The sequence below is a fragment of the Synechococcus sp. MU1648 genome, assembly GCF_023630615.1.
Lineage (GTDB): Bacteria > Cyanobacteriota > Cyanobacteriia > PCC-6307 > Cyanobiaceae > Parasynechococcus.
Window position 1 is genome coordinate 1 of the sequence record NZ_JAKUHI010000002.1, and the last position, 22,908, is coordinate 22,908.

Below are 22,908 nucleotides of genomic sequence, written 5' to 3' on the forward strand. Positions count from 1 at the left end.
CGGATGAGGTGCAATCGCGCCAGACGATTTTGGATGCCGTGTGGGGGTCACCCTTTGTTGGCGACCCCAACACCCTCGACGTCTACATGGGGTACCTGCGCAAGAAAGTAGAAGGCAAAGGGGAGTCGCAACTGCTGCACACCGTGCGGGGTGTGGGCTTCATTGCGCGGGTGGGGGAGCCAAAATCTTGAAGCGCAATTGCAGGTCGGCCCCACCCTCCGGGACATCACCGATCCGCAGCTCGCCTTGCATCGCTTCCATCAGCAGCTTGCCGGTGGCCAGACCGATGCCGCTACCGCGGGTGCCGATCGAGGTGCTACCGCGCACAAACCGCTCAAGAACTTGAGCTCTTTCCCCCTCGGGGATGCCAGGGCCTTGATCGCGCACATGCAGAGTCACAACGTCAGATGAGGCCGACACAGCAAGCTGCACCTTGCCTGCGGAGTACGCCAAGGCATTGTCGACAAGAGCCGCGAGACACTGCTGCAGCCGTTCAGCATCGGCCGTAATCCTCGGCATCTCAGCTTCAAACGGCGGTGCCAAACGCAGCCGATCCGGCGCCAAAGCTTGCAACCGCTCGTAGGCATCCAGCAACACGAGCTCGGGATCCAGACTTTCCAGCTCAAGTGTGAGTCGACCAGCATCACTACGAGCTAGATCGAGCATCACGGTGACCAGCTCCCCCAGGCGCTCTGCTTCAGCCCCAATCAGGGCGAGCTTGGCTTGGCTCGCCTCGTGCAGCTCGACTTGAAGGCTCTGGGCATGGCCGGAGATGACGGTGATCGGCGTCCGCAATTCATGGGCAACACCATCGACAAAGCGACGTTCCCGCTGCCATGCCTCAGCCAGTCGAGATTGAAGTTGATTAAAAGCCTCGACGATGGGCTGTAGCTCGCGCGACTGCCCTACCGGATCAAGGCTTTGTTGCCCCAGGGAGTCGGCAGTGAGACGTGAAAGTTCATCACTCAGGGATTGAAGTGGTTTCATCAGGCCACGCCAGAGAACCACGCGAAACAACAACGAGACCAGCAGAAGGGACATCCCTGCCACTGCAATCAACAGCAGCTGATCCCGGCGTTCGCTCTGAATTGAGGAGGTGATGTTCTGCCGCACCTCCAACAGCACACTGCTGGCAACAAGGGAAGGCAAGGCGCTACGGCTGGTCAGCCAATAGGACCCGTCGATGAGACTCAAAGTTGGTGATGCATTGCGTGATTCACCCGGCACCAGGGCCGCTTGGACCCCTAAGGCCTGGGGCAGAGGCAGCGAAATTGCTCCAGTGCTCAGACCACTGCGGATCTGCTCCACCAGTCGTTGATGGCGCTCCAACCGCTCCGCCCCCGCCAAGGAAGAACCAAAGGCAAGCAATGCGGAATAACCCGCCACCACCGCAAGCAACGAGGTCGATTGCAACCAGATCCGCAGAGACGGTAAAGAGCGCAGGGCCACGAATCTGAGAGAAAAACTAAGAGCGTTCTTAGGGAAGCTTTAGCCAGGACTTCTTTGCCAGCCAACCGTTCGAGTCATGGTTGTGTTGTCGGCACCACAGGTGCACATCAACAATCAACAACCTTTAAAAATGTCTTCCCTCAAATCCAAGCTTCAGCTAACCCTGCTCAACCGCAAGAAAGCTCGCAATCTGCTCGAAAAGGGCTTCACCCTCGTGGAGCTGATGATCGTGGTTGTGATTGTTGGAGTTCTATCATCGGTCGCTCTGCCTAACTTTTTGGCTCAAACCTCAAAAGCCAAGGCTACAGAATGCACATCAAGGCTAGGCGCAATCTTATCTCAGGTAGGAGCTGAAGCCTTGCTTTCAGAGTCCGATGCAACAACACTTGCAGAGCAATTGGTAGCAAACTCAGGCACCGAGAACTGCAATTTTGCTGATCTAACACTTGCCAACAAGATTTATACGGGAACCGTCGAAGGAGCAGGCGAGATAGACGGAAAGTACGCAGCCAGTGGCTGCGTTGCCTATGAAACAGGAGTCCGTGATATTGGAACTACAACAGACGGATCAGCTGCATCATCCGACTGCACATCTAGCTCAGGCAATGGAACTGGAACTGGAACTGTCTAAAAAGATCTGAAAACAAACCAAAAGGCATACAAGCCCGAAAAATCGGGCTTGTATCTATGTAGCCGAAGAACAACTATTGGAAGCAAGCCATGACAAGCATGTTCAAAAAACAACCATCATCAGGTTTTACACTCACTGAAATATTGATTGCTGTCAGCATCATTGGAATGCTGAGCGGAATTGCAATACCTAGCTACTTGAATCAAGCATGTAGATCAAAATCATCAGAAGCAATAGCAAGCATTGGTTCACTGCAAGCCATCATTTCGGCCTACATCGATGAAACTGGGGTTTTTCCATCCAACTGGGACGACCTCAACAGCATCAGCGCCATCATGGGACAGGAAGGAGAAATGACAGGTGAATTCACCAAAAAATGGGTACTACCAAGTAAATATCATGAGATCATGGTTTCAGGGCCCATAGATGCGGCCTACAGCATCACAGCAGAACCATTAAGCGGCTGCCAAAACAGATCAATCAAAGCCTGCTTGAACTCAAGCACAGGCGCAAGCAAGCTGAATAAAGGGGATGGAGCAACAAATGCAGAAAATGTAGTTTGCACCTGAGGCATGAAAAACAGAGCAATCAATCTCCAAAAATCACAATGGCCTCCTGAACCAGAAAAAGGCATGGCCATGGTAATGGCCATGCTGATGGGCATCGTTCTTCTCGCAGGTGCTACAGGCCTAATGATTCGGCAGATGATGGCCAGAAAACTGGGTGCGGCTGAAAGTTACAACCAACTAGCCGAATCAGCTGCTCTAAATGGCCTGAATCGCATCATCAGTGATCTGAACAAAGATGAGCGAGAAAATTACACAGGATTCCTACTCACGCTACGCAACGATTCAGAGCAATGGGGCTGGAGTGCACCCAATATGCCAGCAACTGCAACTTCTTCAGGCACTCAATTGGTGGAACTTTGCACACCCGTTGAACGGTTCATCGGCGCGTATCCCCAAGGCACTGAGGGCGAAGCAGACATAGTACCGATCAATACCGAAAACATCAGAGCTGATGGAATCACAGAACCAATACAAGTTGGCTATCGGTTGCGGAGTTACAACACCACAGCAACAGGAGGCAACGGAGAAGGTAGCTTTTATGTGGAGGGGATTGTTCAACGTGGGGAAACGCTGCTCGCAAGAGCTCTCCTCAAACGAGCACTGTTCATTAGCTCACGCGTCGCGGGAGCAGATGATTGGGCTGTCATGAGCGGCCACAACCTACGTCTCAATGACACTTCGATCAATGGGCCTGGATATATTTTTTATCTAACAAAATCACCCGACAATTACTCGGCAAACCAGTATTCATCGGGCTGCTTTGACAGCCTCCTTGATGATGTAAGCACGACCAATCAAGCCTTAGCCAATCCAAACAACAAAAACCGGATATGGCCCATCAATATTGATGAAACAAAACGTGGTGTTGGTGGATTACCTCCAACAAATCTTTTTGAAATTGATCGCGTCAATGACACCACATCAAATTCGGATGGAGAAACAATCCGAATCTGGAGTTTTGACGACAGCGAACCCGCACCTGCTGACCGAGATGGAGATGGAGCGCTTGATCTCGATGAGAATGACATCCCAATCCTCTATCCACCACTACCTTGCGCAGAACCCATCTGCGTTAGGGATGCCGACGAAACGGGCGCAGATGACTATCGCACCTTGGCTGAAGAAGGGATCGACCTAGGCAACGATCCAAACTCAATCACACTCAGCCAAAACATTCTCTGCAACAGCAGCAATCAGTTTGATTGTCATGTTTACCTCGATCACGTCAATCTAAACAAAACTGAATTGCACTTTGAGACATCAGACACACGCGCCATCGTTCTGCACCTGGATCAACCCGCGAGCTACCCCACTGATCTTTACCTAAACCAGGCGATCACACTGAGTGGATCAGCTGAATTGTGCGGTGTGAATAATGGCAGCAGCAGCTGCAACGGAAAGCCTGAGCAACTGATCATCACTGCGAGTGCTGGGTCGGCACCAAGCACAAATGCATGCGCACAAACAGAACAATCAGTGGTGTTTTCGGGTTCAACACTTCCCGATGCATTGCTTTATCTACCAACAGGGATCGTGCGCCCAAGCAACGCAGAAATGACAGGTTTGGTATGGGCCAGCAGCATCTGCGTTTTGGATGAGAATGATTCCGCATCAAGCTTCACACTCACCACAGAGCAGAACGGTATTTCCGTTGTTCAGAAAGCCAATGATCTCTGGGGGTGGAGCGAGCGATTTAACTACCCTGGCTATGGGCGCATGGTGACTCGAGCCATCCGCGGGACCAGCCTCGACATCTTTGAGCGCTGGTAAAGCTGGATGCTGCGATTATCTTCTCAGCGATAACTCAGTCAAAGCAAGCCCAATTCACATCTTGAATTAGCCATTCTGACATCTAAAGAGCAAGAAAAAAATAGAGAATAAAGGAACACAGAAAACAAGCCAAAACTTGCATTCAAGCGATCCACACATCTACTGATGCGCAAGCGGCTCACATAGCCACCATGAAGCATCGCCATCTACAACTGCATAACAAGGGCTCTCAACGATCCCAATCAGCTGGATTTACATTGGTTGAAACATTCATCGCCGGCGTGGTTGTGGCTGCAGTGATGACTGCAGTGGGCCGCTTGGGAGTTTCTGCAATGGCAACAGGCCGCAATCAATCCTCAAGAAGTGAAATCGAAGCATCCATCAATGACCACATTCAGCTCCTACAAATGCAGGATTCCTATCTAACCAAAGAGGCGATCACAAGCGAATCAGGCCTCAACACTGCCCTCGATACAGCATGCATTTCACCGAGCACATTTTTAAAAAATCATCTTAAAAAAGATAACGTCGCTGGAATCATTGAGCACCCAAAAGTAAACATGGACTGGAACGATAGCAATCCATACTTACTCACCATAACGTACAGCTTTGAAGCACCAGAGGCATCAATTGGAGAAGAACAACGCATTACAGAACTTAATCCCAATTTCTCATCTCAATGCTATGACTTGCAATAAGCACAGTCAAAAAGGCTTCAGCATCGTTGAAATTATCGTCGCTTTTGCCATCCTCACCATATCTATGGCTGTTACTGTCCCAGTAATCACACGAAACCGTTGGAAAGTAGATGTAGATCGCTATGCCACACAACTGGAGACAGGACTCTACAGCTTGCGTGCGAAGCTGGGGTCCAGAAAAACAAGTTGCTCAATAACCTTTCCAGAAAAATATAAGTTTCTAGAGCCAAAGAAAATCACAGAATTCAGCCAAGGTGTGAGCACAACTAGCTTTAGTTGCTGCGATTCAGAAATCAGTGCTCTAACGAATGACCCAGACTGTGAATCGGGGCATCCTGGCTACCAACTGAGTGATATCACAGGACGACAACTCGATAATTTACGGTTAGTGCCAAAAGAATCAACGCCTGAATCTGACAATGTGCGCATCGCCGTAAGCACACAAGACTTTGGCTTCACACCACCAGGCACCACAGCTGAGGCTGGCACGCTGACGTTTCTCGTCTGCCATGAGCGAGCCATATCAGCAACTAACTCAACAAATTGCATTACGGGCCAAAACAGATTAAGCATCCGCTGCGTCCAGATTGATGGGACCGGTGCAATTGAACAAGGGCGCTGGGTCAAGCAAGCAGGAGCTTCGGAAATTAGCAATGGCCGCTGCCAAGCGACGTGATAGCAATCATCATCATTTTCTCAGAACACCTTCAGCAGTTATCCATCAATAAAGCATCGATACATGCAACATTGAAATGAAAGATCCATCTTGTGGGGCAGCACGATGCGTTACTTCCCGCTTCAAGCAAAACCTTGCCGAGTCAAATTCGACGGATTCACACTTCCTGAATTGATGGTGGGTGTCGTCGCTGGAACCATGATCATGGGTGCATCGTCGGTAGCACTGCGAACAACCCAGACATTGATTTCAGAAAGCCAAGGCAAAGCAACATTGCGGCAAAACACCACCAACGGCCTCCGCCTGATGCGTTCTGAGGTGGAGCGCAGCATGAATCTCTTGGTGACACGTACAAATCCATCCGAACAGGATGACCCTGAAACAGATTTGATCAGCAACCACAGCGAAGTGGTCAGCCTCTGCCAAACAAAAGCCGGTAGCCAGGGATTTAAACCGATTTTTGGGATCAATATGGTTGAACTCGATGACCCTGTGATCTATGGCGTCAGTCTAAGTAGCAACAAACATGGCTATTCGTTAATGAGGTGCGGTGCGCCGCTCAATATGGATGGAAGCTACCTCGGGAGCAAGTCAGCATCCAGCGATACGACCGGCTCCGATGGAAACGAAAACTATCAATCAAAAATGTTCGTGAGTCGCGTTCTTGATGATATTGGGACAATCCCCTGCAAGGTGAATGATCTAGCGGAGTATGAAGGTTGTCCAACGGGACAACCACTCGCGGATGTTCTTCAACAATCCGATTTTTCCTTCACACAAGGCAAAACACCAGCACGCACCTTCCAACAACCGGCTATTCGGGTGCAGACCGATATCAACACCAAGCTGGTTAAATTTATTGATCCATACATCCTTGATGACACCAAAAATGACGACCCATACCAAATAAGCGCCAGCTATCTCGAAAGAACATCTGAGGTTAAGTCACAAACCAAACAAGATCTTCACTTTGCCGCTTTTGCACGCGCCGATAAGCGGGTGCGTTATGGGTTTAACGACACCAATGGGAACCAAGGGGAGGGCTATAGCGGAGGAGCATTCTTCCAGAACATCACCAGTCGCAATGTCCGCTTTATCCTTGACGGGTCAGGCTCCATGAGTGCTTGCGTGGCCTGGAGTGGTGAATACGGAAACACGCGACGTCGCTTCTATGACCCAGAGCGGGGCTACATCAGAACCTCGCGCGTGTGCAGCTTCACCCGGATGGAAGCCCTGCAGCACGAAATGATTGACATCATTCAAAACCTGCCGGATGCCACAAAAATGGGTCTTGCTGCCTTCAGCACGGATGGCCGACGCAACAACAAAACATGGACTCTTAGTAAAAGCAACTTGGTAGAACTTGGTCCTGAAAATTCAGACACGCGGCAATCTGCAATTGATTTTGTTCTCAGCTTGAGCAGCGGTGACCCGCGCTATTGGGGCGGCACCATGCCATGGGACACCCTGGATGAAGCCTTTGGAGACGGAATCACCGATACTGTGTACTTCCTCTCTGACGGAAAACCCAACTACGACCAAAACTCTGGTTCCTGGAGAAGCGACGATTACGAGACGGTTGCTGATTACTACGCCGGATTGAATGCCACCCGGGTGACCAATGGGAATCGATCCATCAAAATCAATTCCACAAGTGTGGGACTTGATTCCACATGGATGCAACTCCTCTCGAGTAAAACTTCTGGTTCATACATCAAGGTCGAAGACCTTTGACCCTTTATCACATGGAGGGAGGGCTTAGTTCCCTCCTCAATCGTTCAGCTTCAGCACCGCCATGAAGGCCTCCTGCGGCACATCCACCTTGCCCATGGCCTTCATCCGCTTCTTGCCTTTGGCTTGTTTCTTCAACAGTTTCTTCTTCCTGGAGATGTCACCGCCATAACACTTGGCCAACACATCTTTGCGGATGGCGCTGATGCTGGTGGAGGCAATGATCCTGCTGCCAATGGACGCCTGAATGGGGATCTTGAACTGCTGGCGAGGAATCAGTTCCTTGAGTTTCTCCACCAAGGCCTTGCCCACGTTGTAGGCCTTGTCTTGATGGACGATCGTGGTGAGAGCATCGGCCCGCTCGCCATTGATCAACACATCCAGGCGCACTAACTGGTTCTTGCGGTACCCGATCAGGCTGTATTCCATCGAGGCATAGCCCTGGGTGCGCGTCTTCATCTGATCGAAGAAGTCGGTCACCACTTCCGCCAGCGGTAACTCGTAGATCAATGTCACCCGATCGGTGGTGATGTATTTCATATCGATGTACTCACCGCGCCGTTCCTGGCAGAGGCCCATCAAGGCACCGTTGTATTCATTCGGTGCATAGATCTCCATCTTCACGTAGGGCTCTTCGATCGACTCACGCTTTTGCGGATCGGGAAGTGTGGCGGGGTTGTCCACCATCACCTCTGAGCCATCGATCATGTTCACCTTGTAGATCACCGATGGCGCGGTGACGATCAGATCGAGGTCGTATTCGCGCTCCAGCCGCTCCTGCACGATCTCCATGTGCAGCAGGCCAAGGAAGCCGCAGCGAAAACCGAAGCCCATTGCACTGCTGGTTTCCGGCTCGTACTTCAGCGCCGCATCAGACAGCTGCAGCTTGTCGAGAGCATCACGCAGGTCTGGGTACTGATCAGCCTCCGTGGGGAACAGGCCGCAAAACACCATTGGCTTGGCCTCGGTGTATCCGGGTAAAGCCTCATCCGCCGGCGCATTCACCAGGGTGATCGTGTCGCCGACCCTCGCATCGGCCACGGCCTTGATCGAGGCCGCCAGATAACCCACCTCACCGGCGTGGAGCTCATCCACCTTCTTCTGATCAGGCGCCATGATCCCGATCTCATCGAGCTCATAGGTCTTCTTGCTGGCCATCAACAGCACTCTGTCTTTGCAGTTGATCCGGCCGCTCATCACCCGGAAATAAACGATCACGCCCCGGTAAGGGTCGTAATACGAGTCGAAGATCAGTGCCTTGGTGGGTTCCTCCACCGCATCCTTCGGCGGGGGCACCCGGTCGACCACGGCCTGCAGGATCTCGGGCACACCCAAACCGGTCTTGGCCGAGCAGGAAATGGCGTTGCTGCAATCGAGTCCGATGATCGCCTCGACCTCTTCCTTGATCCGATCGGGATCGGCCCCGGGCAGATCGATCTTGTTGAGCACCGGGATGATCTCGAGATCGTTGTCCAGCGCCAGATACACGTTGGCCAGGGTCTGGGCCTCCACACCCTGGCTGGCGTCCACCACCAACAACGCGCCTTCACAGGCCTGCAGGCTGCGGCTCACCTCATAGGAGAAGTCGACGTGACCCGGGGTGTCGATCAAGTTGAGGACGTACTCCTCGCCATCAGCCGCGGTGTAATTCATCCGGGCGGCCTGGAGCTTGATCGTGATGCCCCGCTCCCGTTCCAGATCCATGTTGTCCAGGAACTGCTCCTGCATATCCCTGTTGGCCACGGTGCCCGTGTCTTGCAGCAACCGGTCGGCCAGGGTCGACTTGCCGTGGTCGATGTGGGCAATGATGCAGAAGTTGCGGATCCGTGAGACGGGGGCGTCGGTCATGCAGCGGCGGAATCCCGTCTCGGGTCCAGTGATCGTCGTTGTCACAATCCTAAGGAGCCGCACCAGTGGTCATGAGCAATCCCTGGACCCTGCTGCTGCTGGCGATCAGCGCTGAGGTGATTGGCACCTCCTGCCTGCGGTTGTCGGAAGGCATGACTCGACCGCTGCCCACCCTGCTGGTGTTCAGCGCCTATGCCATCGCCATGGCCCTGCTCTCCAAGGTGGTGCTGAGCATTCCCTTGGGCATCACCTATGCCCTCTGGAGCGGCATCGGCACCGTGGTGATCGTGCTGGTGGGGCGCTTCGCCTACAGCCAGATGCTGCAGCCCACCCAGTTGATCGGCATCGGCCTGATCACCGCCGGGGTGGTCTTGGTGAATCTGTCGAAATGAGCTTCATGGGGTGAGTCCCAGCAAGTTATCGCTGCGCTCCCGCATCCGCTGCAGCACCTGCGGATCCTGCTGAGGGTCTTCATTGATGCTGGGCAACAGTGCTTGCAGCCGCTGCTGCCAGGCGTCGCTGTCGAGGCGTTGCTTGAAGCAGCGCTTCAGCACCTCCAACATGATCGTCACCGCCGTGCTCGCTCCCGGGGAGGCCCCCAACAACGCCGCCAGGGAGCCATCACCGGAGGCGACCACCTCCGTCCCCAGCTGCAGCCGACCGCCCTGCTTGCTGCGTTTGATGATCTGCACCCGCTGACCGGCCACCGAAAGGGTCCAATCTTCAGCGCGGGCGGTGGGCATGAACTGCTGCAGGGCCTCATGCCGCTCGGCAGGACTCTGGCGCAGCTGATTGATCAGGTATTGCACCAGTTCGAAATTGGTGGCGCCCACTTGCAGCATCGGCACCAGATTGGTGGCGCGAACGGAGGCGGGCAGATCCAGCAAGGAACCCTGCTTGAGGAACTTGCTGCTGAAACCGGCAAAGGGGCCAAACAACAGCGACCGCTTGCCATCGATCCAGCGGGTGTCGAGGTGGGGCACCGACATCGGCGGGGCACCCACCGCTGCCTTGCCGTACACCTTGGCGCGTTGCCGGTCGGCCAGCTGCGCATCGCCGCAGACCAACCAGAGGCCACTCACCGGGAAGCCAGCAAAATCGGCCGCCTCCGGAATCCCAGAACGTTGCAGCAGCGGCAGGGCTCCACCACCGGCACCGAGGAAGACAAAGGGAGCCCGCACCTCCTTCTTGCCGGAGGGCCCCTTCAGCACCACGCGCCAGTCGGCTTCGGTCATGTCGCTGCGGCGCAAGCGCTTGAGGTCTTGCACCTGGGTGCCGTACACAACAGTGAGTGCTCCGCTCTGCTGAAGCGGCATCAGATAGGCCCGGGTGAGGGTGCCGAAATCAACGTCGGTACCCCGATCAATCCGCGTCGCCGCCACCGGCTGCTTGAGATCACGCCCCGCCATCACCAGGGGCATCCATTCGGTGAGCTCGCTTTGCTCCTCGCTCCAGCGCATCCGCGAAAAGGCCGGCAGCTCCTTCAATTGGCTGAAACGCTGACGCAGAAAAGCGATGTTTTCTGGCGTCCACACCGCGCTGATGTGAGCTGCTTGCTGCAGAAAGCTGCCGGTGTCGAGCTCGCCCCGCTCCCGCAGCGACCCCCAGAACTCCAGGCTTCGTTCAAACGACGCATTGATGGCCACCGCTTTAGCGGTGGCGACGCTGCCATCCGCCTGGAGAGGGGTGTAATTGAGTTCGCAGTTGGCGGCATGGCCGGTGCCAGCGTTGTTCACCGCTGCGCTGCTTTCCAATGCAGGGGCTTCGAGCCGCTCGACAAGAAGAATCTGCAGCTGCGGATCCAGTTCGTGCAGCAAGGCCGCCAGCGTGGCGCTCATGATTCCGGCACCCACCAGCACGGCGTCGTAACGAGCCTCTGGGTTGAACGAACCGTCGTGCTGCACCGGAGCTGGAGGGTTAACCGCTCTCGTCACCCTATGGGGCCACTCCGTAACCTTGGGACCCTGATGTCTGGTTCATCCCAATGAGCACTGAAACCATGGCCCTCACGCTGGAGAACGTGGAGAAGGTGCTGGATGAACTGCGCCCTTTCCTGATGGCCGACGGCGGCAACGTTGAAGTGGTGGAACTGGATGGCCCGATCGTGAAGGTGCGTCTGCAGGGAGCCTGCGGCAGCTGCCCCAGCAGCACGATGACCCTGAAGATGGGCATTGAACGCAAGATGCGCGAATCGATTCCTGAAGTGAGCGAAGTGGTGCAAGTGCTCTGAGAAGCATTTCGGTGAAAGCCGAATAAATTTGAAGAGGTCAAGTCGGCTGAATGGTCACCGAGGAACAACTCGCAGCACTCGATTTGACCCTATGGCTGGGCTCAACAGAGCGAGCAGCGGAAGTTGAGTTCTCGAACCAGAGCACGATTTCTCGGCGCCACCACAAGGTTCTGCGTCAATTCGGAATCGAGCTGAAACGCACCAAGCGTGAGTTGGAGGTGTCAGGCGACCTTCAGCTTCTGGATCTGGAACGCCAGGTGCACCAGATGGCTCGCCTCAAACGCCGGCTAGGTCTTCGCCTCCAGGCTCCCTTCTGGCTTCAGAACAGTCCCGGCGTTGTTCCACCCGAGGGCTGGACAATGAACCCGCAGCGAGTGGACCTTAACTGCACAGATCCCGTGACGCTGTTGAGAGAACACGTCCTGGACGCCTGTCTGGCCACGCCGACGCAGATTCCCGACGATCGCGACGATCTCTTCATCCTCAAGCTGCACAACCGCCCGATCGAGCTAACCCTTCTGAACCAGAACAATCAGAGCGAAGGCGACCTCGCGGATCTTTTCCAATGGAGCCTGGAAAGGGGCAATCTTCAGCTGAAGCTGATGCCCTTCCTCCCCGCCAGTTGTCGCGAGCGCTCCCAAGAGTGGTTTGAAGAGTTGCTCACGATCAACCAGCCAGAGCGGCACAAAACCATGGCCCTGCGGCCGTCAAGGCATTCGGGACAAAGCTTCCAGATGGCTTATCTCACCCCAGAGATGCGAGTAGCTCAACCACTGCCCTGGCTAGTGGATCAAAACTTCGAGCCGTACATCTACACCGAACACCTGGTGGTGTTGGCGCAACATGCCAATGAACCGGCCATGCTGGCCTTGATTGAGAGCCTTCAGCAGCAAATCGGCCAATAAACATTGGAGTTCCAGTTCCAAGCAAGGCTTCTGTCTTGTTGCTGGACGTTCATCACGCTCTACGGACAGCTCCGTAGAACGAAATCGCACCCGTACAACGCTGTTTTTTGCCAGCTCAGCGGAATCTCCAGCAGATCCCGCGTGCCAGTCACACCCTGCATGAAAAACAACACGGCCCCCAGCACTGACGCCATGACATGCAAACGGCGGAGGCGGAGGTCTCGCAGGATCTCAGGCCGAGCCGCTAAGGAGAACAGCATCAGTCCTCTAACCGCAACACCAGCCCAGTCATGGGACTGCCAGAACGCCGGCGACAGGGGGTCGTCCGACAGACACCAAACCTCAGGCTGCGCTCCGAGGGTCAAAACACCGATCCAGGAGATCAGATTGAAACTGAGGCGTAGAGCGGCCGCCTTACTTCGCCAAAGGGCAACGAGGCTCGCCCCCATCCCCAGAAGCACGATAAGCAGCTGGGAGGCTCGACCAGCACCGCCGGCCAACGGCCCAGATCACTGTGATTGCGTCCCACGAGGGTGGGTGCTTCACCTGTGCGACACGACGTTGACGCGTCTGCCAAGCCAGACGCACCACCATTCCAATCAAGGGCTACATCAGAACAACCGCCAAGGCGGGATGGAGAATCCAGAGCCAATCGGTTGTCGTCATATGTCGGAGTCCATGCCCTTCAACGGTCAAGCATGGCCAGCAGCCTTGATGCCTCAAGTGGCCGCCCTGCGAATTAAATTAATCGATCAAATTAAAATCAACAAAGCGCAAAGTATCGCACTGCATATTTACAGAAAATAAAAAATGAATGCCTTAGACCACAGGCATGCCTAGCGAGCTGAACCAATGCGGACAGCACCCAAGCCGATCAACGAAGCAGCCAGGCTGAGATCACTCAGTGAATATCGAATTCTGGGAACAAAGCCTGAAAAGGCGTTTGACAACATCACCAGAATGGCCTCAGAGATTTGCCAGTCGCCGATTGCCCTGATCTCTCTGGTGGACGAAAAACGTCAGTGGTTCAAATCAAAGGTGGGACTTGAAGCCAGTGAAACAGACCGGGACATCTCCTTTTGCGCCCATACGATTCTCGATTCCAAACCGCTAGTTGTTGAGGACGCACTGTTTCACGAGAAATTCCGCGACAACCCCCTCGTTCAGGAAGAACCCCACATCCGCCTCTACGCAGGATTCCCCCTCAAAACCGATATCAATCACCGCATCGGAACGCTTTGCGTGATTGATCGCATTCCCAAATCACTCACCAATTCGCAATACAAGGTGATGGAAGGCCTGGCTGATCAGGCCACCACTCTTTTGGAACTCAGGCGCCGCTCACTGGCCCTGATGGATGAGTTCTGCCAGATGCATCACCATCAGGGCTTGATCACCACCTGCAGCTACTGCAAATCCATCCGCGACAGCGAAGGATTCTGGCAACCGATCGAACGGTTCCTGATGCAGCACAGCACACTGAATTTCAGCCATGGCATCTGCCCCGAGTGCATGAACGAGCACTTCCCAGACGTCCCAACGAGCTGACTCGATTCCTTGAACAGGCACGGTTGAACCCATTGAAGATGTGTGATTGAGAGAAGCAACACCACGAACACTTGACATCACCGGAAAATAAACTTGAAGTTCTGGTGATGCGTTATGCGAATTGCAGATTTTCTGTATCGCAAGCTCGGGCTCAATATTTTCAAAGCTGCGCCACACCTGCAAACGCAGACCTCAGATATTTCCGCATCTCCAGTGGTCGAAGCAGAACGCTTGGAACCACCGACCCCAATCAACACATTGCTAAAAGATGTGATTCACATCGGCCCTCGGGGTGGTCGATACAAAGTGGACGCCAAAGGTCGCAAGGTGTACCTCAAGGCCAGCTGAAGCTTTCCAGGCCCACAAGATTGCGATGCAAACTGAGTTGAAATACTGATCGATTGCGTTCGGTATCAAACAGAACCATCACGTAACCAACCTGCAAGACAGGGTTGGTTCATGTCGGGAGATTGAGTTGAACGCTGGTCCTGCTTGCCCCATCCGATTTGCCATACCCAAGAACCAAAAAGAATCGCTCGCCGATCAATGCCTGACGGCAGCTGAGATCGAATGGCGACGCTGGTCTGGATGGCAGATGGAACGAACAGCGGAAAAAAAATTCCGAAAAAAGTGGTGCTGAATTCATTGACCCAGCCCTGACACGATCACGCAGCAGGCTCAGCGTCTATCGCCTGGCTACGACCCGATGGTCTTGCCAACGTGGTGGCACCCATCCTTCGGCTCTCGTCAGTGCCGTAACCATGCGCGACCTCTGCCCTGCCCTGCAGAACAAGACGTACTTCAACTACGGCGGCCAGGGGCCGTTGCCCAGCCCATCTCTGGAAGCCATCACGGCGAGCTGGTTACGCATTCAGGAGTTGGGGCCATTCACAGCGGATGTTTGGCCCTTCATCGCCTCGGAGGTCAACAGCACCCGACGCCTTCTGGCCCAGTGCTGCGGCGTCCCTGCCCATCGGTTGGCCCTCACCGAGAACGTCACCAGCGGCTGCGTGCTGCCGCTGTGGGGTCTGCCCTTCGCTGAAGACGACCGACTGCTGATCAGCGACTGCGAACACCCAGGTGTGGTCAGCGCCTGCGTTGAGTTGGCCAGGCGCCAGAACCTCGCCATTGACCTGCTGAAGGTGAAGCATCTGCGTGGTGATCAGGCCCACTGCGATGCAGCCGTGATTGAGGCGATTGCACACGCCCTCACCCCTCGCACCCGGCTGGTGGTGCTGAGCCATTTGCTCTGGAACACGGGACAGGTGATGCCGATTGCCGCCGTCGCCGAACAGCTCAACCAACACCCACAACAACCCTTTCTGTTGGTGGATGCCGCCCAAAGCTTCGGGCAGATTCCCGTCGAAGAAGCTGCTGCCGCAGCCGATATCTATGCCTTCACCGGGCACAAGTGGGCCTGCGGGCCCGAAGGCCTGGGAGGCGTGGCACTTTCAGAACGTGTGGTAGCCGAGGCCGCTCCGACCGTGATCGGCTGGCGCAGCCTGCGCGATGAAAGCAAGGCTGATCTGAACGGCAGCGATCTGTTTCACCACGACAGCCGCCGCTTTGAAGTGGCCACCAGCTGCGTGCCCCTGATGGCTGGCCTGCGCTGCTCCCTTGAACTGCTGGAACGACAGGGGTCAGCCGACCAACGCTGGGACAGCATTCGAAAACTCAGCGGAAACCTCTGGCAGGCACTCCAAGGGCTAAACCACGTCACACCCCTGCTGGAAACGGCGCCCGCCAGCGGACTGGTGAGCTTCCAGATCAACGGCGACGTATCCCCCGCTGAGCATGTGAAGCAGTTGGGGGGCCAAGGGCTTTGGATTCGCGATTTAGCCGACCCCAGTTGCCTACGCGCCTGCACCCACATCAGTACAACAACAGACGACATCAACACCCTGGTGGCAGCGATCAGCGCCCTTTGATCGCTTCACAGCAACCGCTTCAGAGCAACTTCTGGCGCAGGGCTTGTTCCGCTTCCTCGCGGTCGTCAAAGTGCACCTTCTCGGTGCCGAGAATCTGGTAGTCCTCGTGCCCCTTGCCGGCCACCAGCACCAGATCATCGGCCTCAGCCTCTGCAATGGCTGAGGCGATCGCACTGGCCCGATCGCCCTCCACAAGGAGATCGATTCCGTCCGGAATCCCCGCCACCACGTCATCGAGGATCTGCTGAGGATCCTCCGTTCGCGGGTTGTCGGAGGTGACCACCACGCGGTCAGCCAGGCGGGCTGCAATCGCGGCCATTTGGGGACGCTTGCCCCGATCCCGGTCACCACCACAACCGAACACACAGATCAGCCGGCCGGTGCAGAAGGGACGTGCTGCTGAAAGAGCGTTGTCCAAGCCATCCGGGGTATGGGCGTAATCCACCAACACCGGCGGCAGCACTTCATCGTTCACCCCGTCCACGATCACCCGCTCCATCCGTCCAGGCACACCGCCGAAACGGCCGATGGCCTCCAGCAACACCGGCAAGGGCAACCGCTGCTGAAGCAGCACCCCAACCGCCTGAAGCAGGTTCATCAGGTTGAAGCGTCCCAGCAGGGGCGAGCGGAAGCGTCCCTCTCCCACAGGGCTGATCAAGCGTCCCTCCACGCCAGCCCCCGTCATCTGCAGGTCGGTCATGTGCAGTTCAGCCGATGGATCCTCCAGCGAGCTGCGCCAACAAGCGGAGCCCAGGCGTTCGGCCAAGCGCGCACCCCAGGGATCATCGCTATTAACGACAGCGCGCCCCCCACCATCGAGCAACAAAGGATCGGCAAAAAGCGTTGCCTTGGCCTCGAAGTAGTCCTCCATCGAGGCGTGATAGTCGAGGTGGTCCTGCGTGAGGTTGGTGAACACGGCACCGCCAAAGCGGCAGCCCGCCACCCGCTGCTGCGCCAGGGCATGGGAACTCACTTCCATCGCGGCCAGGCCGCAGCCGGCAGATGCGGCCTCCGCGAGTTGCCCCTGCAGACGGTCGGCAAATGCCGTGGTGTGGGTGGCCGTGATGCTGTGACCGGGCCAGCGGTTGACCAAGGTGCCGAACAAGCCCACGGGCTGGCCCGCCGAGGCGGCCAGATGCTCAATCAAATGGGTCGTGGTCGTTTTGCCATTGGTGCCCGTCACACCAATCAAGGTCATCCGGCGGCAAGGGTTATCCCAGTACGCAGCGGCAATCTCACCGATCCGGCGCGCCACCGGCTCTTCAATCACCACCACAGGGTCATCAGCTCCAGGAGGGTGCGCTGCAGCAGCCCCAGGTCCGATGACCGCGGCGGCAGCACCTGCCTCGAGTGCTTGGGCCCAGAACGTCCCCCCATCGACTTGCTCCCCTGGAAGCCCAAGAAACAGACTCCCCGGCCCAACCCGGCGTGAATCAGTCGTGATCGCTTCCAGTGTGGGATTGGCCAGGCCTTGCGGCACCGCAATCCCTGCATCACTCAACAGGGCATGCAACGCCTGAGTCATCCCCTCTCCCCGGTTCTTGAGGGAGTTTTAAGCCGTTCAGAGCGCCGTGGACAGGCAGCGTTGCAACCAATTCAACAGTCCCTCACCAGTAAGACGCGGGGAAACCCGGGGCAGCTCACAACCATCGAGCGCGAGCACAGGCACTTCGAGGTCGTAACGCGCCCTTTGTTCCTGGGGAGTTTCTGGCGCATCGATATCAATCACCTTCAACGTGATCGATATCCCCACAAGATCGAGGGCGCGCAAGCGGGATTCCAGGCCTTCACACAGACAGCATCCTGTGCGGCTGAACAGCGTGAGCTCATGCATCAATCGGGCACCGGATCACATCCACAGGGAGTGAAGGGATGGCACCGCAGCAGCCGTTTCACGGTCAGCCAGCCTCCCTTCCAAGGACCATGCTTCTGGATGGCCTCCAGGCCATAGGCACTGCAGGTGGGCGTGAAGCGGCAACGGGGCCCGATCATCGGGGAGATGAAGCGCCGATAGAAGGCGATGCCAGCCAGGAGAACAGCAGCGAGAGCCTGATTGATCGCCCGTCGCAGGTGGTCGGCGAGTCCGCCAGATAGAGTGCTCGATTCGTGCATCGCGGGAGATGCCTGGGACTGTTTCGGTTCCAGCATGCCCAACAACTGCACGATCTCAACAAACACCTTCCCACTTATGTCTCGTTACCGCGGCCCTCGTCTGAGGATCACGCGGCGCTTGGGAGACCTCCCCGGTCTCACCCGGAAGGCCGCAAAACGGTCCTATCCCCCCGGTCAGCACGGCCAAGCCCGTCGCAAGCGCTCTGAATACGCGATCCGTCTCGAAGAGAAGCAGAAGCTTCGCTTCAACTACGGCGTCTCCGAGCGTCAGCTCGTGCGCTACGTGAAGAAAGCGCGCGCCCAGGAGGGTTCCACCGGAACCAACCTGCTCAAGCTGCTCGAGAACCGTCTCGACAATGTTTGTTTCCGCCTCGGCTTTGGTCCCACCGTGCCTGGCGCCCGTCAGCTGGTGAACCACGGTCACGTCACCGTGAACGGTCGTGTGACCGACATCGCCAGCTACCAGTGCAAGCCTGGCGACGTGATCGCCATCCGCGAGCGCAAGTGCAGCAAGAAGCTGGCTGAAGCCAACCTCGAGTTCCCCGGCCTTGCCAACGTGCCAACGCACCTGGAGCTCGACAAAGCCAAGCTGAGTGCCAAGGTCACCGCCCGCTGCGAACGCGAGTGGGTTGCCCTGGAAATCAACGAACTGCTGGTGGTGGAGTACTACTCCAGAAAGGTCTGATCCAGATCCTCAGTTCACAGGCCCACGATGCGCAACCCTGGGTTCAGGGTTGCGTTTTTTTTTGGCTGATCCCCTAGCACTGCAAGCGCTCACCAGCCACGACTGGCTGGGACTGATCCATCCTGTGCTGATGATCCTGTTTGTCTACCCAGTGGTGGGGGCCACGATCCGACTGGGGATCCTGGTGCGGGAAAAGCGATTGAAGATCAACCCGATCGCCGACACCGTGCCGGTTGAGCATGCGCAGCATGGGGCCTGGGTGACCGGCGGAGTGCTGATGGCGGTGCTGATCGGCCTCAGCCACAGCCTTTGGGCCACCCATCCCCTAGGTCTGCTGCTCACTGGAAGCGCTGTGCTGTTCTGCTTTGGGCGCCTGCTCTCGAGCCGAATCGTCTGGCAGCGCCTGCTGTGGGCTGCCGCTAGTGGGGGCGGCCTGCTTCTGCTGGGACTACAACCTGCCGTGGAACGGTTCAGCGATGTTCCCTGGAGCCCCTTGTTTTGGCAGTCCCATTTCTGGATGGGCCTGTTGCTCACTGGCCTATTGCTGAGCTCTACAGCGCTGCAGCCCTTAATTGGTCATTCCGTGACTGCGCGACGCCTTCACATCAGCAGCAATCTGCTGGTGGCCTTGCTGCTGGCCATGCAAGCGATCTCAGGCACAAGGAACCTTCTGCTGAGCGGGTTCTGACGCTTGCATTATTTGGGCGAGTAGCAAGAGGGGCGGAAAGAAAGGACTGCTTGGAAAACATGCAGCGCTACGCCCGCCTTGCCCGCATCTAGCGCTAGCCAACCCGTTACCAGAACCACCGACCCGCAATGAGTACCGCAGCACTTCACGGCAAGGACATGGAGGCGTGGTGGACTGCAACCTCAACGCCCCAAGCGGAGATCGGAGCCTCATTGCTCCGACAGCTCAAAACAACGCAGGGGTGGAGATTGGTAGCCTGATTGCAGCATTTGGTACACCAGAAGTCCTAGATCACTTGTATGTTTGTTATGTTTTTTAATAACACCATGGACAGCAAGTTCGGCTTCTCTTCTTTCGCTGAAACCTGGAACGGTCGCCTCGCAATGATGGGATTCATCATTGGCTTAGGGACTGAGCTGCTCACTGGTCAAGGAATCCTTTCTCAGATCGGAATGGGCTAATGCCCAGAGAGGAAAGCGATGTTTGGGTGCCCGAGACACGTCTCGGGTACGTCAAGCTCTTTTACTTCGGGATGCTCATGGGAGCGATTTGCGTTGGAGGCAACACTGCAATCAGCTCCCTATTGTCAGCCGTAGCCCAGTCTTCTGTGGCTTTTTAGGGCTCAACCTCAGCACTCCAACGAGGGGCAGTGGCTGACCAGACCAGTACTCAACATCCCGTCAGCAATGGCAAGGATGTTGAGTACTACCCAGGTGGGGGAGCGGATCAATCACTCGGATTGAGCCTCGCGGTCCGACCTAATCGCTTCAGCGTTGTTGCATGCAATCCGCTCTGCCTCTGTTTTGGCATTCTCCAAACAAGCTTTGCGCTCGGGAGACAGACCTTCGCCACTGCAAGCAGCCATCAGCGAAGCAAGCAATAGGACAATCCAGGAAATCTTCATCGCAATAATGCAGAGATATTCATGTGATAGCAATCCAATGCTGAGCGCCCAGTCCACGCTCTTAGGGCATCAATAAAGCAGGATGCAGCGACAGCAAGGTGAGACCTAGAGAAGCGGTGCAAGCTCTGGTCACCGACCCAAGCCAGCTGAAGCATGGGACTAACGCGTACCGGGATCAACAACTCTTGAAGCGGCAAGGTCCAAACCGTCCGCTAAGAGGACCCCACGGCGATGCAAGGACCGGAGGGCACGGCGTTGGAATTCACGCTCAGTGGTCCACTGCTCTCCTGCTTTGGTGATCAACAACACCTGCATGTGCACGCCGAGGGCAGAGGTGCGCTTCACCCCCCGCAGCACCGGCTCACTGATCAACCGACTGCCCCAGACTGGGTCGTGACGGAAGGCGTCAATCTCAGCGTCGAGAACGCGGTACACCACTTCCAGATCAGGCTGTCGATGTGAAATCAACAACGTCACCAAGCTGCCGGATCGCAGCTTGGTGTGATTGCGCATCTGCAGGATGGATGCGTTGTTGAGGATGTTGACCCGCTGATCCAGGCAGCGGATCTGGGTGCCAAACAGGCCAACATCGATCACTTCCCCATCGATGCCATCCACCTCCACCCAATCGCCGATGGCACAGCGGTCCTCCAGCAGCATCAATAGGCCAGCCGAAAAATCACGCAAAACGCCCTGAAACACGAACGCCAGTGCACCCAGCAGTGCACCTCCAGCGAGTAACAGCGATGCCGACGTGGAGCGAACACCGGGAATATCCAGCACGATCCAAAGGCTCACCAACAACACCCCCATCACATCAATCAGGCGATGGATGACCCGCACCAAACTCCGATAGCGCTGCTGACGGCGGGCCTGCTCCTGCGGCGGCACATCCACATCGGCCATCCACTGCCGCAGCAGAAACATGCTGAGGCTGCGCAGCAGGAATGTGGCCAAGGTGAGGACCAGGAGCTTGGCGACCGCCAAGGAGGGCTGAAGCATCAAATCAATCCCCAAAGGAACCTGACCGGGGATCGCACTGACGCCCAACGCCAGCATCAACACCAATTCGGTGATGATCAGCATCAGCAAAGCGATTGTGAGCGCCTGCTCGGCATGCAGGCGAATCTCCACCCGCTTTAACCGCTGCCGCTTCTCCAAGAGTTCCCGCTGCAGGCGCGTAATCCTTTGCCGCATCCGGTTCCAAAGGATTGTGGTGGCCACCACCAGCAGTCCCAACAGCAGCTCCAGCACCAATGCCATGCGGAAGCGTCGGATCAACTGAGCCGGCGCATACACCCTTCGGGCATGGTTCAACCGTTGCTCCAAACGCGCGCGCCAGGCCTGAGCCAGTGCCAGCTCCTTGGCACCATTGATCTCGGCATCAGCGGTGGTGACCGTCAGCAACGGGAACGGCTGATCCCGACCTGGCAGCAGCGCAGCCAGTTCATAGGGTCCTCGACCTTCGCGCAGCACCACCAGCTTCAGAGGATCACCCGAGCGGACCAAGCCATAACGCTGACCGGCACTGCAGATCTGATCTTCAACCTGAAGGAGAGAATCCAGCATCCATTCGCTGACGCGCTCACTGAAACTGCACAGCTGATTGGGGTCATACAGGGCCCGAAGGTTGCCTTGAATCACCCGAGCTCGTGTGGATGCCGCGATGGTGGTGCGATCACCGAGAGGAACCGGGCTGGCGACACTGATCGCCGGCACTCCAAGAATGCGAACTTTGGCGAGCTCAAACTTGCCTTCCAAGGTTTGGTTGAGCTGCTCCTCGACCGAACCCTGGCCTTCCAGCTGCGGCATCAAATCCATCAAGGAGGCTCGACTGGCCACAGGGCCGATCAGCAGTGCCAGCACCAAAGCCAATCCGACAGTGATCAGCCGCCGGAACCAACGCACCACGGGCAACAACTCAGTGAAACCCCATGATGCGCACTACGCCAGCTGTTGTCCCAAGACTGTTCGGAGCCAAGGAAGGCTGAGGCCGATCACGTTCGAATAACAACCCTCCAAGCCATCAATACACAGTCCGCCGCGGCCCTCGAGGGCAAAACCACCGGCACATTGCAGAGGTTCTCCACTGGCCACATAAGCCTCGATCTCGGCCTGATTCAGCGGCGAAAACCGCACAATTGTCTCCACACACGCCAGCACGTCAGCCTGACCACGACGCATCAGGCAATGGCCCGTCAGCAGGGATCCACAACCACCAGCCATCCGCTGCCAACGCTCGATCGCTTCGCCTCGCCCCGTGGGTTTACCGAACACCTGTCCCCCAAAACTGAGCACGGAGTCGCATCCCAGCACCGCTGTGATCTCGGCATCGCCAACAGGATCAAGCGCCTGAGCCACCGCCTCAGCCTTGGCCTGAGCCAGCAATTTCACCAGCTCTGCTGGATCTGAATGGTGGATCTGCGCCTCATCCACACCGCTGACGCGCACCCGATGCGGAACTCCCGCCTGCTCCAGCAAGCGGCGACGCGCCGGCGAGGCGGAAGCAAGCAAGAGCACGGAAACACACCACAGA

26 protein-coding genes and 1 pseudogene are annotated in these 22,908 nt (G+C 56.4%); 17 read left to right on the plus strand and 10 right to left on the minus strand.

Annotation, left to right across the window (positions count from 1 at the left end; all coding sequences use genetic code 11):
* Positions 1–191, plus strand: a 191-nt coding sequence (locus NCN06_RS03475; protein ID WP_250398679.1) for a winged helix-turn-helix domain-containing protein, incomplete at its 5' end; no start/stop codon positions are given.
* Here the strand turns inward: NCN06_RS03475 and NCN06_RS03480 are convergent.
* A complete protein-coding gene (locus NCN06_RS03480; RefSeq protein WP_250398680.1) occupies positions 160–1,449 on the minus strand; it encodes a sensor histidine kinase in 1,290 nt (429 codons plus the stop codon). The two genes, NCN06_RS03475 and NCN06_RS03480, sit on opposite strands and share 32 nt — an antisense overlap.
* 76 nt (positions 1,450–1,525) lie before the next feature.
* Between NCN06_RS03480 and NCN06_RS03485 the strand changes: the two genes are divergently transcribed.
* From NCN06_RS03485 to NCN06_RS03510, 6 genes are all read left to right on the plus strand, one after another.
* Positions 1,526–2,080, plus strand: coding sequence for a type IV pilin protein (locus NCN06_RS03485; RefSeq protein ID WP_250398681.1), 555 nt, complete (start codon positions 1,526–1,528; stop codon positions 2,078–2,080).
* A gap of 89 nt (positions 2,081–2,169) precedes the next feature.
* Positions 2,170–2,649: a type IV pilin protein gene (locus tag NCN06_RS03490; RefSeq protein WP_226397903.1), complete on the plus strand. Its 480-nt coding sequence runs from the start codon at positions 2,170–2,172 to the stop codon at positions 2,647–2,649.
* A gap of 3 nt (positions 2,650–2,652) precedes the next feature.
* The gene (locus tag NCN06_RS03495; protein ID WP_226397904.1) at positions 2,653–4,419 is read left to right on the plus strand and encodes a hypothetical protein; all 1,767 of its coding nucleotides are present in this window, start codon (positions 2,653–2,655) and stop codon (positions 4,417–4,419) included.
* A gap of 191 nt (positions 4,420–4,610) precedes the next feature.
* Positions 4,611–5,117, plus strand: coding sequence for a hypothetical protein (locus tag NCN06_RS03500; protein WP_226397905.1), 507 nt, complete (start codon positions 4,611–4,613; stop codon positions 5,115–5,117).
* Complete coding sequence (locus NCN06_RS03505) at positions 5,050–5,793, plus strand: pilus assembly FimT family protein (protein WP_226397906.1); 744 nt, start codon at positions 5,050–5,052, stop codon at positions 5,791–5,793. Before NCN06_RS03500 ends, NCN06_RS03505 begins: the two co-directional genes overlap by 68 nt.
* Positions 5,794–5,898: 105 nt before the next feature.
* Entirely contained in the window at positions 5,899–7,527 is a 1,629-nt protein-coding gene (locus NCN06_RS03510; protein ID WP_250398682.1) for a VWA domain-containing protein, read from the plus strand.
* A gap of 36 nt (positions 7,528–7,563) precedes the next feature.
* Here the strand turns inward: NCN06_RS03510 and lepA are convergent, their stop codons facing one another.
* Positions 7,564–9,372: a translation elongation factor 4 gene (gene lepA, locus NCN06_RS03515; RefSeq protein WP_226397908.1), complete on the minus strand. Its 1,809-nt coding sequence runs from the start codon at positions 9,370–9,372 to the stop codon at positions 7,564–7,566.
* Between the two features lie 71 nt (positions 9,373–9,443).
* Here lepA and NCN06_RS03520 point away from each other — a divergent pair, with 71 nt between their 5' ends.
* Complete coding sequence (locus tag NCN06_RS03520; RefSeq protein ID WP_226397909.1) at positions 9,444–9,764, plus strand: DMT family transporter; 321 nt, start codon at positions 9,444–9,446, stop codon at positions 9,762–9,764.
* 3 nt (positions 9,765–9,767) lie between these two features.
* Here NCN06_RS03520 and NCN06_RS03525 read toward each other — a convergent pair whose 3' ends face one another.
* Positions 9,768–11,276, minus strand: coding sequence for a malate:quinone oxidoreductase (locus NCN06_RS03525; RefSeq protein ID WP_226397925.1), 1,509 nt, complete (start codon positions 11,274–11,276; stop codon positions 9,768–9,770).
* 80 nt (positions 11,277–11,356) lie between these two features.
* Here NCN06_RS03525 and NCN06_RS03530 point away from each other — a divergent pair, with 80 nt between their 5' ends.
* Positions 11,357–11,602 carry a NifU family protein gene (locus NCN06_RS03530; RefSeq protein ID WP_011128549.1) on the plus strand — a complete coding sequence of 82 codons (246 nt, stop codon included), beginning with the start codon at positions 11,357–11,359 and terminating at the stop codon, positions 11,600–11,602.
* Between the two features lie 50 nt (positions 11,603–11,652).
* Positions 11,653–12,507, plus strand: coding sequence for a hypothetical protein (locus tag NCN06_RS03535; protein WP_226397910.1), 855 nt, complete (start codon positions 11,653–11,655; stop codon positions 12,505–12,507).
* Positions 12,508–12,566: 59 nt separating this feature from the next.
* Here NCN06_RS03535 and NCN06_RS03540 read toward each other — a convergent pair.
* Positions 12,567–13,173 (minus strand): annotated as a pseudogene (locus NCN06_RS03540) (DUF4079 domain-containing protein).
* Here NCN06_RS03540 and NCN06_RS03545 point away from each other — a divergent pair.
* From NCN06_RS03545 to NCN06_RS03560, 4 genes are all read left to right on the plus strand, one after another.
* Positions 13,069–13,314 (plus strand): hypothetical protein, encoded by a 246-nt coding sequence (locus tag NCN06_RS03545; protein WP_226397927.1) that lies wholly within the window; start codon positions 13,069–13,071, stop codon positions 13,312–13,314. The pseudogene NCN06_RS03540 and the gene NCN06_RS03545 overlap by 105 nt on opposite strands.
* A 45-nt stretch (positions 13,315–13,359) precedes the next feature.
* Positions 13,360–14,055 carry a GAF domain-containing protein gene (locus NCN06_RS03550; RefSeq protein WP_115095181.1) on the plus strand — a complete coding sequence of 232 codons (696 nt, stop codon included), beginning with the start codon at positions 13,360–13,362 and terminating at the stop codon, positions 14,053–14,055.
* A 114-nt stretch (positions 14,056–14,169) separates the two neighbouring features.
* Complete coding sequence (locus NCN06_RS03555; RefSeq protein ID WP_250398683.1) at positions 14,170–14,403, plus strand: hypothetical protein; 234 nt, start codon at positions 14,170–14,172, stop codon at positions 14,401–14,403.
* A gap of 413 nt (positions 14,404–14,816) precedes the next feature.
* A complete protein-coding gene (locus tag NCN06_RS03560) occupies positions 14,817–15,983 on the plus strand; it encodes an aminotransferase class V-fold PLP-dependent enzyme (protein WP_226397911.1) in 1,167 nt (388 codons plus the stop codon).
* A gap of 19 nt (positions 15,984–16,002) precedes the next feature.
* On the opposite strand, the gene NCN06_RS03565 is transcribed toward NCN06_RS03560, so the two are convergent.
* From NCN06_RS03565 to yidD, 3 genes are read right to left on the minus strand one after another with little or no spacing between them, the layout of a single operon-like run.
* Positions 16,003–17,508 (minus strand): UDP-N-acetylmuramoyl-L-alanyl-D-glutamate--2,6-diaminopimelate ligase, encoded by a 1,506-nt coding sequence (locus tag NCN06_RS03565; protein WP_226397912.1) that lies wholly within the window; start codon positions 17,506–17,508, stop codon positions 16,003–16,005.
* Between the two features lie 36 nt (positions 17,509–17,544).
* Positions 17,545–17,817, minus strand: coding sequence for a glutaredoxin family protein (locus tag NCN06_RS03570; protein WP_115023854.1), 273 nt, complete (start codon positions 17,815–17,817; stop codon positions 17,545–17,547).
* Positions 17,817–18,095, minus strand: a complete 279-nt coding sequence (gene yidD / locus NCN06_RS03575) for a membrane protein insertion efficiency factor YidD (RefSeq protein WP_226397913.1) — start codon at positions 18,093–18,095, stop codon at positions 17,817–17,819. Before yidD ends, NCN06_RS03570 begins: the two co-directional genes overlap by 1 nt.
* Positions 18,096–18,171: 76 nt before the next feature.
* Here yidD and rpsD point away from each other — a divergent pair, with 76 nt between their 5' ends.
* The 3 genes from rpsD (at position 18,172) to NCN06_RS03590 (ending at position 19,929) form a co-directional block, all read left to right on the plus strand.
* Positions 18,172–18,780, plus strand: coding sequence for a 30S ribosomal protein S4 (gene rpsD, locus NCN06_RS03580; RefSeq protein WP_115023856.1), 609 nt, complete (start codon positions 18,172–18,174; stop codon positions 18,778–18,780).
* A 61-nt stretch (positions 18,781–18,841) separates the two neighbouring features.
* Complete coding sequence (locus NCN06_RS03585; protein WP_226398828.1) at positions 18,842–19,468, plus strand: DUF4079 domain-containing protein; 627 nt, start codon at positions 18,842–18,844, stop codon at positions 19,466–19,468.
* A 326-nt stretch (positions 19,469–19,794) separates the two neighbouring features.
* Complete coding sequence (locus NCN06_RS03590; protein ID WP_114987765.1) at positions 19,795–19,929, plus strand: CAB/ELIP/HLIP family chlorophyll-binding protein; 135 nt, start codon at positions 19,795–19,797, stop codon at positions 19,927–19,929.
* A gap of 269 nt (positions 19,930–20,198) precedes the next feature.
* Here the strand turns inward: NCN06_RS03590 and NCN06_RS03595 are convergent, their stop codons facing one another.
* From NCN06_RS03595 to NCN06_RS03605, 3 genes are all read right to left on the minus strand, one after another.
* Entirely contained in the window at positions 20,199–20,429 is a 231-nt protein-coding gene (locus NCN06_RS03595; protein ID WP_226398827.1) for a hypothetical protein, read from the minus strand.
* A 102-nt stretch (positions 20,430–20,531) separates the two neighbouring features.
* Positions 20,532–22,283, minus strand: a complete 1,752-nt coding sequence (locus NCN06_RS03600) for a mechanosensitive ion channel family protein (RefSeq protein ID WP_226398826.1) — start codon at positions 22,281–22,283, stop codon at positions 20,532–20,534.
* Positions 22,284–22,316: 33 nt separating this feature from the next.
* Positions 22,317–22,892, minus strand: coding sequence for a nucleoside triphosphate pyrophosphatase (locus tag NCN06_RS03605; RefSeq protein WP_226398825.1), 576 nt, complete (start codon positions 22,890–22,892; stop codon positions 22,317–22,319).
* Between the last annotated feature and the right edge of the window lie 16 nt (positions 22,893–22,908).

Excerpts from the sequence above, each read along its gene's own strand:
- NCN06_RS03485 (WP_250398681.1), top strand. The coding sequence starts at position 1,526 with ATGGTTGTGTTGTCGGCACCACAGGTGCACATCAACAATCAACAACCT.
- NCN06_RS03490 (WP_226397903.1), top strand. The coding sequence starts at position 2,170 with ATGACAAGCATGTTCAAAAAACAACCATCATCAGGTTTTACACTCACT.
- NCN06_RS03495 (WP_226397904.1), top strand. The coding sequence starts at position 2,653 with ATGAAAAACAGAGCAATCAATCTCCAAAAATCACAATGGCCTCCTGAA.
- NCN06_RS03500 (WP_226397905.1), top strand. The coding sequence starts at position 4,611 with ATGAAGCATCGCCATCTACAACTGCATAACAAGGGCTCTCAACGATCC.
- NCN06_RS03510 (WP_250398682.1), top strand. The coding sequence starts at position 5,899 with ATGCGTTACTTCCCGCTTCAAGCAAAACCTTGCCGAGTCAAATTCGAC.
- lepA (WP_226397908.1), bottom strand. The coding sequence starts at position 9,372 with ATGACCGACGCCCCCGTCTCACGGATCCGCAACTTCTGCATCATTGCC.
- NCN06_RS03520 (WP_226397909.1), top strand. The coding sequence starts at position 9,444 with ATGAGCAATCCCTGGACCCTGCTGCTGCTGGCGATCAGCGCTGAGGTG.
- NCN06_RS03530 (WP_011128549.1), top strand. The coding sequence starts at position 11,357 with ATGAGCACTGAAACCATGGCCCTCACGCTGGAGAACGTGGAGAAGGTG.
- NCN06_RS03535 (WP_226397910.1), top strand. The coding sequence starts at position 11,653 with ATGGTCACCGAGGAACAACTCGCAGCACTCGATTTGACCCTATGGCTG.
- NCN06_RS03550 (WP_115095181.1), top strand. The coding sequence starts at position 13,360 with ATGCGGACAGCACCCAAGCCGATCAACGAAGCAGCCAGGCTGAGATCA.
- NCN06_RS03555 (WP_250398683.1), top strand. The coding sequence starts at position 14,170 with ATGCGAATTGCAGATTTTCTGTATCGCAAGCTCGGGCTCAATATTTTC.
- NCN06_RS03560 (WP_226397911.1), top strand. The coding sequence starts at position 14,817 with ATGCGCGACCTCTGCCCTGCCCTGCAGAACAAGACGTACTTCAACTAC.
- NCN06_RS03565 (WP_226397912.1), bottom strand. The coding sequence starts at position 17,508 with ATGACTCAGGCGTTGCATGCCCTGTTGAGTGATGCAGGGATTGCGGTG.
- NCN06_RS03570 (WP_115023854.1), bottom strand. The coding sequence starts at position 17,817 with ATGCATGAGCTCACGCTGTTCAGCCGCACAGGATGCTGTCTGTGTGAA.
- yidD (WP_226397913.1), bottom strand. The coding sequence starts at position 18,095 with ATGCACGAATCGAGCACTCTATCTGGCGGACTCGCCGACCACCTGCGA.
- rpsD (WP_115023856.1), top strand. The coding sequence starts at position 18,172 with ATGTCTCGTTACCGCGGCCCTCGTCTGAGGATCACGCGGCGCTTGGGA.
- NCN06_RS03590 (WP_114987765.1), top strand. The coding sequence starts at position 19,795 with ATGGACAGCAAGTTCGGCTTCTCTTCTTTCGCTGAAACCTGGAACGGT.